We start from the raw sequence: 14,214 nt of genomic DNA, 5'->3' as shown, positions 1-14,214 counted from the left end.
GAAAAACAGGAACAGCCTTGCCTGCTGACTTGCTGGACCGAAATGCATAGGCTCAGGAATGAGCCAGTGGAAACCGATTTCTCTTCCGCGGGGCAGCCGGCAGCAAACTCCGGCACCACCTTCCAAAAGGAGCACTCCCATGTCAGAGCTGACACTCAACAACGGCGTCACCATCCCCCAGCTTGGCTTCGGTGTTTTCCAGGTCCCGCCGGAAGATACCCAGCGGACCGTGGAGGACGCCCTGGAAGCGGGCTACCGCCACATCGATACCGCAGCCGCCTACCGGAACGAAGCAGGAGTCGGGGCAGCCCTCGCCGCCACAGGCATCGCACGCGAGGACATCTTCGTCACCACCAAGTTGCGCAACGGCGAACAGGGCAGGGCGCAGGAGGCATTCCAGAACAGCCGCAAGGCACTGGGCCTGGACTTCATCGACCTCTACCTCATCCACTGGCCGGTTCCGTCGCAGGGCCTCTTCGTCCAGGCATGGAAGGAGATGGAACGGCTTTACGAGAACAAGGAAATCCGCGCCATCGGAGTCTCCAACTTCCTCTCCGACCACCTGGACACCCTGCTGCAATCCACCGAAACCGTGCCGGCCGTCAACCAATTCGAGCTGCACCCCAGCTACCAGCAGGCAGACCTTGCCGCCAAATGCCGCGATTTGGGAATCGCCGTCGAGGCGTACAGCCCCCTGGGGCAGGGCGGGGACCTCAATGGAAACGCCGTCACCGCGATCGCCGCCGCCCACGATGCCACCACCGCCCAGGTGGTGCTCGCCTGGCACCTGGCCAGCGGCAACATCGTCATTCCCAAGTCCGCGAACCCTGCCCGCATCCGGGAAAACTTCGCGGCTTCGTCCCTGAAGCTGTCCGCGGACGAAATCTCCGCCATCACCGCACTGGAGACCGGCGCGCGCATTGGCTCCGATCCCGCCGTCGCCTCCTTCACCCAGATGTAGGTTCCAGCCTGCCCAACCACCGGCTTGGCAGGCTTACCCGTTGAAAGGATTTTCCATGCAGTACACCCATCTGGGCCGCTCCGGCCTGAAAGTCTCCCGCCTCTGCCTGGGCACCATGAACTTCGGACCGCAGACGGAGGAAGCGGACGCCCACAGCATCATGGACTCGGCCCATGAAGCAGGCATCAACTTCTTCGACACCGCCAACGTCTACGTCGGAGCCGACCACCGCGGCTGGACCGAAGAAATCATCGGGCGGTGGTTCGCCAAGGGCGGCGAGCGCCGGGAGCACACCGTCCTGGCCACCAAGCTCTACGGCACCATGACGGACCGCCCCAATGAGTCGAAGCTCTCCGCGCTGAACATCCGCCGCGCCCTCGATGCCAGCCTCAAGCGCCTGCAGACTGACTACATCGATGTCTACCAGTTCCACCACATTGACCGCGACACCCCGTGGGATGAGATCTGGCAAGCCATCGAGGTGGCAGTGCAGCAGGGCAAGATCCTGTACTCGGGGAGCAGCAACTTCGCCGGCTGGCACATCGCCCAGGCCCAGGAAGCAGCGCGCCGACGTAACTACACCGGCCTGGTCAGCGAGCAGTCCATCTACAACCTGTTCATGCGCCAGGTGGAACTGGAAGTCATCCCGGCGGCACAGCAGTACGGGCTGGGCCTCATTCCCTGGTCGCCGCTGCAGGGCGGACTGCTGGGCGGGGTACTGAAGAAGGAACGCCAGGGCGTCCGCCGCACCGAAGGACGGGCCGCGGAAACGCTGAAGAAGCATGAGGGCCAGATCCGCGAGTACGAGGACTTCGCGGACGAACTGGGCCACGAACCCGGCGACGTGGCCCTGGCGTGGCTCCTGCACCAACCCGCGGTGACGGCGCCGATCGTGGGCCCACGCACGCAGGAACAGTTGGACGCCGCCATCCGCGCACTGGATGTCACCCTTGGCGCCGACGCCCTCAAGCGGTTGGACGACATCTTCCCCGGGCACCGTACGGCACCGGAAGACTACGCATGGTGAGCCCAACCGCCACGGAGACGGTGGCGCCGAGGAGCATCCTCTTCATCGGCGGCACCGGGGTCATCAGCGCGGCGGCGGCAGAACGCGCCGCCACGCTGGGCCACCGGCTGACAATTTTGAACCGCGGCCAGTCAGGCAGGCCTGCCCCTGAAGGCGCGGAAGTGCTGCACGCGGACGTCCGTGACGCAGCGGCTGTGCGGGAGGTGCTGGGCGGGAGGGAGTTCGACGCCGTGGCGGACTTCATCTCCTACACTCCGGACCAGGCGCAAACCAGCATGGAGTTGTTCCGGGAGCGGACGGGCCAGTACGTGTTCATCAGTTCGGCCTCCGCATACCAGAAGCCGCCCACCAGGCTCCCGATCCTCGAGTCCACGCCTTTGAAGAACCCCTTCTGGCAATACTCCCGGGACAAGATCGCGTGCGAGGAGCTACTCTTCAGGGCCTACCGGGAGGACGACTTTCCGCTGACGGTGGTGCGTCCGTCGCACACCTACGACCGCACCAAGATCGCCATGGTGGGCGGCTGGACTGACATTCACCGGATGCGCGCCGGGCTGCCGGTCATGGTCCACGGCGACGGCACTTCCCTGTGGACGCTGACGCACAGCAGGGACTTCGCCAAGGCGTTCGTGGGCCTGCTCGGCCGGCCGCAGGCAGTCGGTGAAAGCTACACCATCACCTCCGACGAGTACCTGCCCTGGAACCAGATCTACCGGCTCTTCGCGAGGGCGGCCGGCGCCAAGGAACCCGAACTGGTCCACGTGGCGTCCGAAACCATCGCCGCCCACGACTCCGAACTGGGTTCCAACCTCCTGGGCGACCGGTCCCATTCGGTGGTCTTCGATAACGCCAAGATCAAGTCCCTGGTCCCGGACTACACGGCCACGATCCCGTTCGCGGACGGTGCACGGGAGATTGTTGAGTGGTACGACAGCCACCCGGAGCTGCAGCAGGTCAACGAGGCCTTCATGCAGCTCTCGGACAAGCTCACCGGCTGGGCGCGGCAGGGCGCCTGAGCCTGCGCTGCAGTCACCGCTGGGTCCTCCCGCATCCAGCGGTGGCCCGGCGGCGCCTGCCGGCTGTGCTAATTTCGGCGCATGACGTTGCCCCCTTCAGAACAGCCCGTCGACAAACCTGTCGCCGCCGCCATCGCGCTCCTGGCCGGCCAGGGTTTCGATGCAACGTCCGTTGAGGAACTTGCCGAAGCCTCGGGCATGAGCCGCAGCACGTTCTTCCGACGCTTCGGGTCAAAGGAGGACGTGGTCTTCGCCGACCACGAACGGATCCTGCGCCAGGTGAATGACCGGCTCGCGGAATCCAGGCTCGAGCCCCTGGCCGCCGTCGCGGACGCGGCACTGCTGGTCTTCGAACACCATGTGCGGAACCGCGATACGTCCCGGGCCCGGTATGGGCTCCTGCAGGCGGTTCCGGCCCTCAGGGACCGGGAACTGGTCACGTCGCACCGGTACGAGCGGGCATTCCTGCAATACCTGAACGAACGGCTGCCGCAGGACGGGCGGAGCGGGTACAAGGCCGTGGCCTTCGCCGCAGCCGTGGTAGCCGTGCATAATGCCTTCCTCCGGCAATGGCTCCGCGCCTCGCCCGACCCCGCGGATGCTGGGGATGGGGACCGGAAAAGGGCCGCAGCCCTCGCCGCCGAACTTCGTACCCTGGCAGAAACCTTCCGGCCCGCACTCCTTGGTGCCGCCGCCGCCGCACAACCCACGCCGACCGTCGTCGTCACCGTTCTCCCGGGCCAGGCCGGCAGGGAAGCGATCGCCCAGGCCGTCCTCGACGCCCTTCCCTAGCTCGCTGCCGCCGCCGTGGTACTCAGTTTCTTGACGTGGAACTGCGTTTCATAGCATCCTTGAACCGTGTGGTGCACGCCACACGGCCCCGGCCCCAGCGCCGCCGCTGATTCAAAGGATGCAGATACATGACGACGTCGTCACCCAGCCTCGCGCCCACCGGCACCGGAGACCCTGCCGGCTTCCCGTCCGGGACGGTAGAGCCGGAGTATGTCCTGACCGAAGCCCTCGGGACGGACCCCGCATCCATCCTGGCCGGCGTCAGCGACGAGGACCGCAGGTACTGGGACCGAGCCCGCAGCTTCGTCCAGGATGAGGTCCTCCCTGTCATTGACGGCTACTGGGAGCGCGGGGAATACCCGCTGCACCTCCTCCGCCGCCTGGGCGAACTGGACCTGCTCCGCGACGGCATCACGGTGGAGGGCTTCGCGCCCATGAGCAGCATGGCCGCCGGCCTGGTGAACATGGAAATCAGCCGGGGCGACGGATCCGTGGCCACCATGATTGCGGTCCAGGGCGGCCTGGCCCTTCGGTCGGTTGCCGAGTGCGGATCCGCGGCACAGCAGGAGCGTTGGCTGCCCGCGATCGCCAAAGGCACGGAATACGCGGCGTTCGCCCTCACGGAACCAACCCATGGCTCCGACTCGGTGGCCCTGGAAACCACTGCCACCCGCACGGAGGGCGGCTTCCTGCTCAACGGCGAAAAGAAATGGATCGGCAATGGTTCCGTGGGCGGCGTCAGCGTCGTCTGGGCCCGGGGCGACGACGGCCAGGTCCACGGCTACCTGGTTCCACAGGACTCCCCCGGCTACACCGCCAGGAAAATCGAGGGCAAACTTGCCCTCCGCGCCATCTGGCAGGCCCACATCCGCCTGGAGGCCGTCTTCGTCCCGGAAGAAAACGTCCTGCCGGGCGCACGTACCTTCAAAGACACAGCCCGGGTCCTGCTGGCGACCCGCCTGGGCGTCGCCTGGTCCGCCGTCGGCCACGCCACGGCCTGCTACGAAACGGCCGTCCAGTACGCCAGGCAACGCAAGCAGTTCGGCCGTCCGCTGGCCGCGTCCCAGATCGTCCAGGAACGGCTGGCCCGGATGCTCAGCGAACTGGCAACCATGCAGCTGATGGTGGTGCAGATGACGCGCCTGGATGAGGCCGGGACGCTCACGCCCGAGCAGGCATCGCTGGTGAAGTACACCTGCACCCGGACCGCGCGCGGTATCGCCTCCAACGCCCGTGACCTGCTGGGCGGCAACGGCATCCTGCTGGAAAACCGGGTTGCCAGGCACCTTGCCGACATTGAAGCCATCCACACCTACGAAGGCACCGAAACCATGCAGGCGCTCATCATCGGCCGCGGCATCACCGGTACCTCCGCCTTCGCCTGAGCCTTGACCACCCGGCTCCGCCACCCGCCATCCCCCCGAAAGGACTGTTCTTGAACCAGAACGCCAACATCCCCGTCATCCTGGGCGGCGCCCGCACCCCGTTCGGCAGGTTCCGCGGCGGCCTCACACCCTTTTCCTCCAGCGAACTGGGCGCCCATGCCATCCGTGCTGCGCTGGAACGCACGGGCGTGGCGCCGGAGCAGATCGGGGCCGTCATCGTCGGCCAGGTGATCCAGGCCGGGGCGGGCCAGGGCCCCGCACGCCAAGCCAGCCTGGCCGCCGGAATCGGTTGGGACGTCCCCACCATCACCATCAACAAGCTCTGCCTGTCCGGACTCACCGCCGTCATCGACGCTGCCCGGATGATCCGCACGGGGGAAGCCGACTTCATCGTAGCCGCCGGCCAGGAATCGATGACCAACGCACCGCACCTGGTCCCCGGGCTGCGCGCCGGCGTCGTCATCGGCGATGCCCCCATGCTTGACTCCCTGAACCACGACGGACTGCAGGACCCGGTCAGCGGGAAGCTGATGGGTGAGGCCACCGATTCCGGCAACGCCGAACGCGGAATCACGCGCGAAGAACAGGACGCCGTGGCGGCCCGGTCCCACCAGCGCGCCGAAGCCGCCCGCGCGGCCGGGATCATGGCGGAGGAGATCGCACCAATCGACATCCCGCAGCGCAAGGGACCTGCCGTGACGCTCGAACACGACGAGGGCATCCGTCCGGACACGACAGCGGAATCCCTGGCCCAACTCCGCCCTGCGTTCTCCAAGGCCGACACCGCCACCATCACGGCAGGGTCGTCGTCGCCCCTTTCCGACGGCGCCGCGGCGCTGGTCATTGCCAGCAAGGCAGCCGCGGAAGCAGCAGGCCTGGAGTGGATTGCCGAGATCGGCGCCCACGGCCAGACCGCAGGCCCCGACGGCTCCCTGCACTCCCAGCCGGCGCGGGCCATCGAACGCGCGCTCAAGGACCAGGGGCTGACCGTCCAGGAGCTGGACCTGGTGGAAATCAACGAGGCCTTCGCGTCAGTCCTCATCCAGTCCGCCAACGATCTCGGCATCGACGCCGAAACCGTCAACGCCGAAGGGGGCGCCATTGCGCTGGGCCACCCCGTGGGCGCCTCGGGCGCGCGCCTGGTGCTGCACCAGGCGCTGGCGCTGAAACGCCGCGGCGGAGGCATCGGCGTCGTGGCCCTCTGCGGGGGCGGCGGCCAAGGCGACGCCCTCATCCTCACCGCGTAACCATCCCAACGAAGAAGCAGGACATGACCAACACCAACTCCGCCGACGGCTTCGCCACCATCTCCGTCGCAGCGATCCTCGCTGAATCAGCCAAGAGGACTCCCGGCAGCATCGCCCTGGTTGTCGGTGAAGACCAGGTCAGCTACGGCGACCTCTGGCGCCAGACCCGCGCCTACGCCGGTGCGCTGCGCGCCCGCGGCGTTGGTCCGGGAGACGCCGTCGCCGTCCTGATCCCCAATGTGCCGGACTTCGCGCGGGTGTATTACGCCATCCTCTCGCTCGGCGCCATCGTCGTCCCGGTGCACGCCCTGCTGAAGGCCCGCGAAATCGAATACGTCCTGCAGGACAGTGGCGCCCGGCTGCTCATCTGCGCCGCTCCCCTGCTCACGGAGGGCGCTGCCGGTGCTTCGGCCAGCGGGGTCGATGTGCTGACGGTCATGGCGCCCGACGACGGCGGGTTTCCACGGCTGGAAGCGGAGGCGGCCGCCGCGGAGCCGATCCGGACGTACGAACCCTGCCGCCCATCGGACACGGCCACCATCCTGTACACGTCCGGCACTACCGGCAAACCGAAGGGTGCGCTGGGGACGCACTTCGCCCTGGTGGAGCAGACGTCGGTCCTGCTGACCAGCGTGATGGACTTCCGGCCGGGCGACACCCTCTTCGGCGGGCTGCCGCTCTTCCACACCTTCGGCCAGACGGTGGTGCTGAACACGGGCCTGCGCGCCGGGGCCACCATCGTCCTGATGCCCCGGTTCACGGGCCCGGATGCCCTGAAGCTGCTGGCACGGCACAACGTCAACATCTTCCTTGGCGTGCCCACCATGTATGTGGCGCTCCTGGAAGCTGCCAAGACCGTGGCGGAACGGCCCACCGCGCTGCGGTACGGCATCTCCGGCGGCGCATCCCTTCCACTCGCCGTGATGGACCGTTTCCGCGACGTCTTCGGCGTGGAAATCCATGAAGGGTATGGCCTGACGGAAACTTCGCCGGTGGCGGCCTTCAACCACGTGGGCATGCAGCCGAGGCCGGGCACCATCGGGATTCCCATTTGGGGCGTCGACATCGAGATCGCCCGTCCCGAGGTGACCGAGCGGATCGAGCTGCTGCCCAACGGGGAACTCGGCGAGCTGGTAATCCGGGGGCACCTGCTGATGAAGGGCTACCTCAACCGGCCCGATGCCACCGCCGAGGCCGTGGTGGACGGCTGGTTCCGCAGCGGCGACCTTGGCACCAAGGACGACGACGGCTACCTCACCATCGTGGACCGCAAGAAGGACATGATCATCCGGAACGGCTACAACGTGTACCCGCGGGAGGTGGAGGAAGTCCTGCTGACCCATCCCGCCGTGGTCAGCGCGGCCGTGTACGGCGTCCCGCACGACGTCCACGGCCAGGAAATCGCGGCCGCCATCGTCCTGGACGCGGGGGCGACAGTCACCGAGACCGAGCTGATGGACTTCGCCAGCGCCCGGCTCGCGGCCTACAAGTACCCGCGCGTGGTCAGGATACTTTCCGAACTCCCGCTGGGGCCCAGCGGCAAGATCCTGAAGCGGAAACTGGCGGAGGAACCGGTTTAGGCTCCACCGGCAGTAACCTGCGGGCCGTCCCGAATCGCGGGCACCGGGAGCCGGGACGGCCCGCAGGGGGCAGACTGGTCGCATGACACTTGCACCGCTCATCGACCTCAATGACGGCAACAGGATTCCGCAGCTGGGGCTTGGCACCTGGCCGCTGGACGACGAACAGGTGGCCGCCGCCGTCTTGCAGGCTGTTGAAGCCGGGTACCGGCACATCGACACGGCCGTGAAGTACGGCAACGAGCGCGGCGTGGGGAACGGCATCCGGGCCTGCGGCGTGGATCGTGGCGAGCTCTTCATCACCACCAAGCTCGACGGCGAGTTTCAGGGCCTCGACCGCGCGGTGGCCGGCCTGGAAGGGTCACTGGGGCGCCTGGGCCTGGATTACGTGGACCTGTTGTTGATCCACTGGCCGCTTCCCGGCAGGGACCAGTATGTTTCCACGTGGCAGACGTTCGAACGCCTGCAGGCTGAAGGGAAGGTCCGCTCCATCGGCGTGTCCAACTTCAAGCCGGCGCACCTGGAACGACTGATGGCGGAGACTGACGTGGTGCCGGCGGTGAACCAGATCCAGCTGAGCCCGGCTATCACGCGGCGCGCGGAACGGGAATTCCATGACCGGCATGGCATTGTGACAGAGTCCTACAGTCCGCTGGGCGGGTCGGGGGCAGGTTTATTGGCTGCTCCCATCCTCTCCCGGCTGGCGGAAAAGCATGGCAAAGCCCCTGGCCAAGTGGTCCTGCGGTGGCACGTACAAAACGGATTGGTAACGATTCCCAAGACGGCTTCCCCCACCCGGATGGCCGACAATCTGGACGTGTTCGATTTCGTCCTTGACCCGCAGGATCTCGCTGATTTAGCGGCCCTGGACGAGGGCCCAGGGGCAGGCAATGACTCGGACACGACGGGGCACTAAAACCGTCCTGAACTGCACTTTTTTCCAGAAACGGGGTTGGCAAAAAGATAGTAAGCATGATTACTATTGAGCCAGAAGGATGAAGTGCCTCCGGGACCCGGAGGCCTCCTTTACTTAGGAAGAGAGCTTCAAATGGGATTTATTGCATTTCTGATTCTCGGACTTATTGCCGGTGCGATCGCTAAGGCGATCCTCCCGGGACGCCAGGGTGGCGGCTGGATCATCACCATGGTGCTGGGCGTCGTCGGCGCTTTCCTCGGTGGCTGGCTGGGCGGGATGATCTTCGGCAGTGGACTGCAGGAGTTCTTCTCGATCCAGACGTGGCTGCTGGCGATCGTCGGCTCGCTGATCGTCCTTGCCATTTACGGCATGGTCACCAAGCGCAGCGCCCGCGGATAACTGCACGGGCACGCCAGGAAGCCGGCCTGGGGACATCATCCCCGGGCCGGCTTTCATTTTCCCCGGCAACTGGCGTCACGCCCCTTGCCGGGACTGACAACCTTCTCGCAGAGCAGGAGATCATCGTGAAAAACAAGCTTCTTTTGGGTGTAGGCGTTGCCGTGGGCTACGTCCTCGGATCGCGGTCAGGCCGTGCTGCCTACGACAAGCTGAAGGCCCGCGCGGCTGGCATCTGGGACAGCAAGCCGGTGCAGGACAAGGTCTCGGTAGCGACGGAAACCATCAAGGAAAAAGCACCTGAAGTGGCCGACCAGCTTGGGGAAGCCGCCCGCAGGGCAGGCACAGTGATCGGCTCTGCAATGCACCGCGACACTTCTGCGGGCCATGCTGCAGCAGGCACTTCTGCCGGGCCTTCAACGGGTACCGGCACCGCCGACGCCCTGGGCGAAGACCACATCCCCGCCCACAGCACCCACCCGGAGACCACCAACTTTGGTACCTCCGATGGGACCGCCACGAAGTCCTAATCGACGCTTCACCGGTCATCCATGACGCTGGTCCCGCCGCATGACATGGGAATGACCAGCCTTTGTGCTACAACTGAATCGCCTTGCCGGCCGTCGCGATCCTTGGGGGACGCGGCGGCCGGCGGTTTTTAACTGGCACACCCATCGCAGTTTCCCCGTTTTCCACATAGGGGTTGTGGGGTCTCTTCATTGTCAGTGGCGGCTGGCAGTGTGGTCATGGAGGCAGTTGGGGAGCAGCTGGATGAGTCGTTCGGTGTGTTGTACGGCGGGCTGTTCAGCGGGAACGCGGACGACGCCGGCAGCCGGCGGACGGGTCCGGCCCGCCTTCGCGCCGTCCCCGGCGGGGAGGGATCCGGCCCTGCCATCCTCGGGGCGCTTGCCGAAGAACTCGCCACCGCCGCCCTGGCCGCCCCCGGCCTGCTGGCCATCGCCACCTACAGCGAGGCGGCCGATTACGCCGGCCACGCCGAGGAACTGGCCCGCACCGTGGAGTATCTTCAGCTCCTGGCCGCCGGTGCCGTGGAGCGGACCCGTACCCAGGCCATCACCCAGGCCGCGGCCCGGACCACCCACGCTACCGTGCCCTCACCGGCCGATGACGGGTGCCGGAACACCGCAGAGTTCCTCCGCCTCCGGCTTCGGATCCCCATCCGCGAAGCCCGCCGCCGACTCACCCTCGCACAGCACACCCTCCCCGGCACCACACTGACCGGCGAACCACTCCCACCACCCCGGCCCCACCTCGCCGCCGCCCTCACACCCGGCACGGACTCCATCGACCCTTCCCGGATGATTCAGGGCACCGCCGTGTCCTCCCACGACGCGACCCTCATCACCGCCACCCTGGACCGGCTCCAACACCACACCACCCCAGAGACCCTGGACCGGATCGAAGAGCACCTCACCACCGCAGCCACCACCACCGACCCCGACTTCCTCACCCGCCTGGCCCAACGCTGGACCGACACCATCGACGCCGACGGCACCGAACCCACCGAAGAAGCCCTCCGCAACACCCAAGGCGCCTTCATCCGCAAACCCCGCCACGGCCTGCACCACCTCGAAATCTTCGCCACCACCGACCAATACGAACACCTCCTCACCGTCATGAACACCGCCACCAACCCCCGCACCACCACCCCAGCCACCAGCACCGGCGACTCGCCCGGCACCGGCACCGAACACAGCAGGCGAACAGCCGAAACAGCAGCCCTGCCCGACCTGCCTGACCTGGACCGGCGCACCCGCGCCCAACAACAACTCGACGGCCTCATCACCGCCGCCAAAACCGCCCTCGCCACCAACACCCTGCCCACCACCGGCGGCAACCGACCCCAAATCATCGCCACCATCCACTACCGGGACCTCTTCCCCACCCACGCCGCCACCTCCGCAAGAAAAGACCACAGCGCGGAAACAGGGACAGGAACCTTCGCGTTCACCGGCCCCGTCGCCGCGGCCACCCTGCGCAAAATCGCCTGCGACGCCGACATCATCCCCGCCCTCCTGGGCACCAACGGCGAAATCCTCGACCTCGGCCGCAAAACCCGCCTCTTCACCCCCGCCCAACGCACCGCCCTCACCGCCCGCGACCAAGGCTGCGCCTTCCCCAACTGCACCATCCCCGCACCCTGGTGCGAAGCCCACCACATCACCTACTGGTCACACGGCGGACCCACCACCACCCACAACGGCGTCCTGCTCTGCAGCCACCACCACCACCTCATCCACAAAGAACAATGGACCATCACCACCACCGGCACACCCGCCTTCATCCCCCCACGCCACCTCGACCCCACCCAAAAACCCCAACAAAACCACTACTTCAAACCCCCACCACCACCCCATCAACACGAATAGGGAACGCAGCCTGGTAGGGCGCAGCCTGGCGAACTGGGGTTTTCCGGACGGTTTAGAAGGATCGCTACGTGCGGTCCACGGCTGCTGTGCCTGGTTGGCTCGATCCTCCAGGCGGCAGGCCGGATACTGGGGAGGGGGAGGACGGTGTCAGTGGGTTCCTGCCGCCACGCGCCCGACGACCACGGTGCCGTCCACTTCCTCCGAATGGACTGTCCGTGTGCCGAACCCGGCGGCGGCCAGGATTGCGGAGGTGCCGGCAGCTTGCCGCTGGCTGGTTTCGATGATCAGGTGCCCGCCGGCAGCCAGCCATCCAATGCCCCCGGCGGCGACGCGTCGGTGGAAGTCCAGTCCGTCAGGACCGCCATCGAGGGATGCCGCAGGTTCGTACAACCGCGCTTCGGGGGGCATGGTTCGGATTGCCTCCGTGGGCACGTAGGGAGCATTGACCACGAGCACCCGGATTCGGCCACGCAGTTCACGCGGCAGGGCTGCGAACAGGTCACCCGCATGAACCTGGCCACCCAGGGGCTCCAGGTTCCGCCGGGCGCACCTTACGGCAGCAGGCTCGATATCCGCTGCATGCAGTTCCACGTGCGGGGCGCTTCGCAGGATGGCCGTTCCCACGGCCCCGGATCCACAACAGAGATCCACCACTACCGGAGGCGCCGGCAGTGCGGCGTCCGGCGGCAGGCCCAAGGCCTCGCCAAGCAGCAGATCCAGGGCCTCGCTGACCAGAAGTTCCGTGCGTCGCCGCGGCACGAAAACGCCGGGCTCAACCACAACACGGCCGCCGGCAAACTCAGCCCATCCAAGGATGTGCTCCAAGGGGACGCCTTCCACCCGCCGCTGGACACTGAGTGAAAGTTCCGCGGGGCCGGCGCGCCCAGCGAGGAGGAGCCGGGCCTCATCTTCGGCGAACACACAGCCGGCAGACCGCAACCGGGACACGATCTGGTTGAAGCCCAGCGGCGCGGACTGGCCATGGACAGCGCGCGAGCCGGGAGGAGGCTGAACACCGCCCTCCGGGCAGCCCATGGTCACCTCCACGCCGGTCAGGCCCAGGGCTCCGGAGAGCGCCCGGTGCGGACAATCGACATCAATTCAGCCTGAACCACGCCCGCCTCCGCTCTTACACTGCCGGAAACCCCATGCTAATCGGCCGCCCGGGGTACGGGAATAGGGGGTGAAACCTTGGCAGGATTGGACCATGACCAACGGCGCAGCCAACAACAGTCCAGCCACCAATATCCTGTGGATCGGCGCGTACACGCCCGACGGCGGCGGCCGCGCGGACGGTATCGGCGCCGTCCGCGCGCACCTGGACGGCAGCCTGGAATGGTTGGGAACGGCCGTCGAAGCACAATCGCCGTCGTTCGTTGCCGTACACCCAACCCTGCCGGTGGTGTACGCGGCGGCCGAACAGCGCGGGAAGGTCCAGGCGTACCGCCGGCAGGGCGAAGCCGCTTTGGAGGCCCACGGGGAACCGCAGCTTGCCGGCGAGGCGACCTGCCATGTTGCCGTTGACCCGCACGGCCGCTTTGTTACTGCCGCCTGCTGGCGCGACGGGCAGGTCCTCCTCTACGAGCTGGATTCCGACGGCGGCATGACCCGGCGGTTTCCCGCCGCACCATCGGTTGATCCCCACGCCGCCCTCCCGCCCGGAAGCCCCAGGCAAAGCCGTGCCCACGCCAGCCTGATGCTGTTGGACGGACGCATCATGACCACCGACCTGGGCCACGACACCCTCCGTATCTGGACCTACCAGGCAGGCGCCGGACTGGTGGCGGACCACGAGGTCGTCCTCCCCTATGGCAGTGGCCCGCGGCACCTGGTGCAGCACCCGAACGGGAACGTCTTCATAGTTTCGGAGTACTCCGTGGAAGTCTTCGTAGTCCGCCCCGAGGCCGGCACCTACGAGCTGGTATTCCGCGGACCCGCGACGGCGGGCGGAAGCCAGCAAGGCGACTCCGCAGCCGAGATCTGCCTGGGCCCGCAAGGAACCTTCGCCTATGCCGGCGTGCGCGGGTCCAACCTCATCAGTGTCCTGGAAGTCGCCGGGGACGGCACCGAACTGATTCCCGTCAAGGACTTTGACAGCGGCGGGAACTGGCCGCGCCACCACATGATCCGCGGGAACTTGCTCCACGTGGCGCATGAACGCTCACACAACATCGCCACGTTTGAGCTGGATCCCATCACCGGCCTCCCCGGACCAATCAGGCACACCGTTCACGTCCCGTCGCCCACCGCAGTGGTAGCCGCGGGATAGCGCTTCTGCCCCGGCGGATCCACCCAAAGGCCCCTTCCCTAAACACTGGAGTAATTCAGTGCAAGCGCTTACAGTTGTGACTCGGTTCACAGGGCAGCATGCTGTCCTTCGAACCCTCCTGCCGCATCCCCATGTCAACGGCAAGCCTGTACAGCAGCGCTGCTTCCCAGGAAGGTCTCACCCTTGCTATTCCGCACCCCTACCGGCGCTCCCCCACGCGCCCACCAGCCAGCCA

General features: G+C 66.7%; 13 protein-coding genes. 12 read left to right on the top strand and 1 reads right to left on the bottom strand.

The features are described 5' to 3' along the window. The first annotated feature begins 139 nt into the window (after nucleotides 1-139). The 11 genes from NIBR502770_RS19925 to NIBR502770_RS19875 all read left to right on the top strand — a co-directional run bounded on the left by NIBR502770_RS19925 (nucleotide 140) and on the right by NIBR502770_RS19875 (nucleotide 11,710). Entirely contained in the window at nucleotides 140-961 is an 822-nt protein-coding gene (locus tag NIBR502770_RS19925; RefSeq protein ID WP_141158439.1) for an aldo/keto reductase, read from the top strand. 55 nt (nucleotides 962-1,016) lie between these two features. Further along, nucleotides 1,017-1,988 (top strand): aldo/keto reductase, encoded by a 972-nt coding sequence (locus NIBR502770_RS19920; RefSeq protein WP_141183106.1) that lies wholly within the window; start codon nucleotides 1,017-1,019, stop codon nucleotides 1,986-1,988. After that, on the top strand, nucleotides 1,982-3,004 hold the full coding sequence (locus tag NIBR502770_RS19915; RefSeq protein ID WP_141183105.1) for an SDR family oxidoreductase: 1,023 nt from the start codon (nucleotides 1,982-1,984) through the stop codon (nucleotides 3,002-3,004). The genes NIBR502770_RS19920 and NIBR502770_RS19915 overlap by 7 nt, the downstream gene beginning before the upstream one ends. An 81-nt stretch (nucleotides 3,005-3,085) precedes the next feature. Further along, complete coding sequence (locus NIBR502770_RS19910; protein WP_168223201.1) at nucleotides 3,086-3,796, top strand: TetR/AcrR family transcriptional regulator; 711 nt, start codon at nucleotides 3,086-3,088, stop codon at nucleotides 3,794-3,796. A 128-nt stretch (nucleotides 3,797-3,924) separates the two neighbouring features. Next, entirely contained in the window at nucleotides 3,925-5,181 is a 1,257-nt protein-coding gene (locus NIBR502770_RS19905) for an acyl-CoA dehydrogenase family protein (protein WP_141183104.1), read from the top strand. Nucleotides 5,182-5,231: 50 nt separating this feature from the next. Beyond that, a complete protein-coding gene (locus NIBR502770_RS19900) occupies nucleotides 5,232-6,428 on the top strand; it encodes an acetyl-CoA C-acetyltransferase (protein WP_141158444.1) in 1,197 nt (398 codons plus the stop codon). Between the two features lie 23 nt (nucleotides 6,429-6,451). Then, a complete protein-coding gene (locus NIBR502770_RS19895) occupies nucleotides 6,452-8,008 on the top strand; it encodes a long-chain fatty acid--CoA ligase (protein WP_141183103.1) in 1,557 nt (518 codons plus the stop codon). Nucleotides 8,009-8,090: 82 nt separating this feature from the next. Then, on the top strand, nucleotides 8,091-8,924 hold the full coding sequence (locus NIBR502770_RS19890) for an aldo/keto reductase (RefSeq protein WP_141183102.1): 834 nt from the start codon (nucleotides 8,091-8,093) through the stop codon (nucleotides 8,922-8,924). A 132-nt stretch (nucleotides 8,925-9,056) separates the two neighbouring features. Continuing rightward, entirely contained in the window at nucleotides 9,057-9,323 is a 267-nt protein-coding gene (locus NIBR502770_RS19885; protein WP_141158447.1) for a GlsB/YeaQ/YmgE family stress response membrane protein, read from the top strand. A gap of 125 nt (nucleotides 9,324-9,448) precedes the next feature. After that, a complete protein-coding gene (locus NIBR502770_RS19880) occupies nucleotides 9,449-9,850 on the top strand; it encodes a YtxH domain-containing protein (protein WP_141183101.1) in 402 nt (133 codons plus the stop codon). A gap of 216 nt (nucleotides 9,851-10,066) precedes the next feature. Continuing rightward, entirely contained in the window at nucleotides 10,067-11,710 is a 1,644-nt protein-coding gene (locus tag NIBR502770_RS19875) for an HNH endonuclease signature motif containing protein (protein WP_141183100.1), read from the top strand. Nucleotides 11,711-11,857: 147 nt separating this feature from the next. On the opposite strand, the gene NIBR502770_RS19870 is transcribed toward NIBR502770_RS19875, so the two are convergent. Beyond that, nucleotides 11,858-12,745: a putative protein N(5)-glutamine methyltransferase gene (locus NIBR502770_RS19870; protein WP_141183099.1), complete on the bottom strand. Its 888-nt coding sequence runs from the start codon at nucleotides 12,743-12,745 to the stop codon at nucleotides 11,858-11,860. Nucleotides 12,746-12,917: 172 nt separating this feature from the next. Between NIBR502770_RS19870 and NIBR502770_RS19865 the strand changes: the two genes are divergently transcribed. Beyond that, complete coding sequence (locus NIBR502770_RS19865; RefSeq protein ID WP_141183098.1) at nucleotides 12,918-13,979, top strand: beta-propeller fold lactonase family protein; 1,062 nt, start codon at nucleotides 12,918-12,920, stop codon at nucleotides 13,977-13,979. Nucleotides 13,980-14,214: the final 235 nt, after the last annotated feature.

Source organism: Pseudarthrobacter sp. NIBRBAC000502770 (assembly GCF_006517815.1).
Taxonomy (GTDB): domain Bacteria; phylum Actinomycetota; class Actinomycetes; order Actinomycetales; family Micrococcaceae; genus Arthrobacter; species Arthrobacter niigatensis.
Note: the sequence above shows the minus strand (reverse complement) of the source record. Positions and strands in the feature narration are given on the sequence as shown.

Coding starts and splice junctions, on each gene's coding strand:
- NIBR502770_RS19915 (WP_141183105.1), top strand. CDS start 1,982: ATGGTGAGCCCAACCGCCACGGAGACGGTGGCGCCGAGGAGCATCCTC.
- NIBR502770_RS19920 (WP_141183106.1), top strand. CDS start 1,017: ATGCAGTACACCCATCTGGGCCGCTCCGGCCTGAAAGTCTCCCGCCTC.
- NIBR502770_RS19875 (WP_141183100.1), top strand. CDS start 10,067: ATGGAGGCAGTTGGGGAGCAGCTGGATGAGTCGTTCGGTGTGTTGTAC.
- NIBR502770_RS19890 (WP_141183102.1), top strand. CDS start 8,091: ATGACACTTGCACCGCTCATCGACCTCAATGACGGCAACAGGATTCCG.
- NIBR502770_RS19905 (WP_141183104.1), top strand. CDS start 3,925: ATGACGACGTCGTCACCCAGCCTCGCGCCCACCGGCACCGGAGACCCT.
- NIBR502770_RS19910 (WP_168223201.1), top strand. CDS start 3,086: ATGACGTTGCCCCCTTCAGAACAGCCCGTCGACAAACCTGTCGCCGCC.
- NIBR502770_RS19885 (WP_141158447.1), top strand. CDS start 9,057: ATGGGATTTATTGCATTTCTGATTCTCGGACTTATTGCCGGTGCGATC.
- NIBR502770_RS19925 (WP_141158439.1), top strand. CDS start 140: ATGTCAGAGCTGACACTCAACAACGGCGTCACCATCCCCCAGCTTGGC.
- NIBR502770_RS19865 (WP_141183098.1), top strand. CDS start 12,918: ATGACCAACGGCGCAGCCAACAACAGTCCAGCCACCAATATCCTGTGG.
- NIBR502770_RS19870 (WP_141183099.1), bottom strand. CDS start 12,745: ATGGGCTGCCCGGAGGGCGGTGTTCAGCCTCCTCCCGGCTCGCGCGCT.
- NIBR502770_RS19895 (WP_141183103.1), top strand. CDS start 6,452: ATGACCAACACCAACTCCGCCGACGGCTTCGCCACCATCTCCGTCGCA.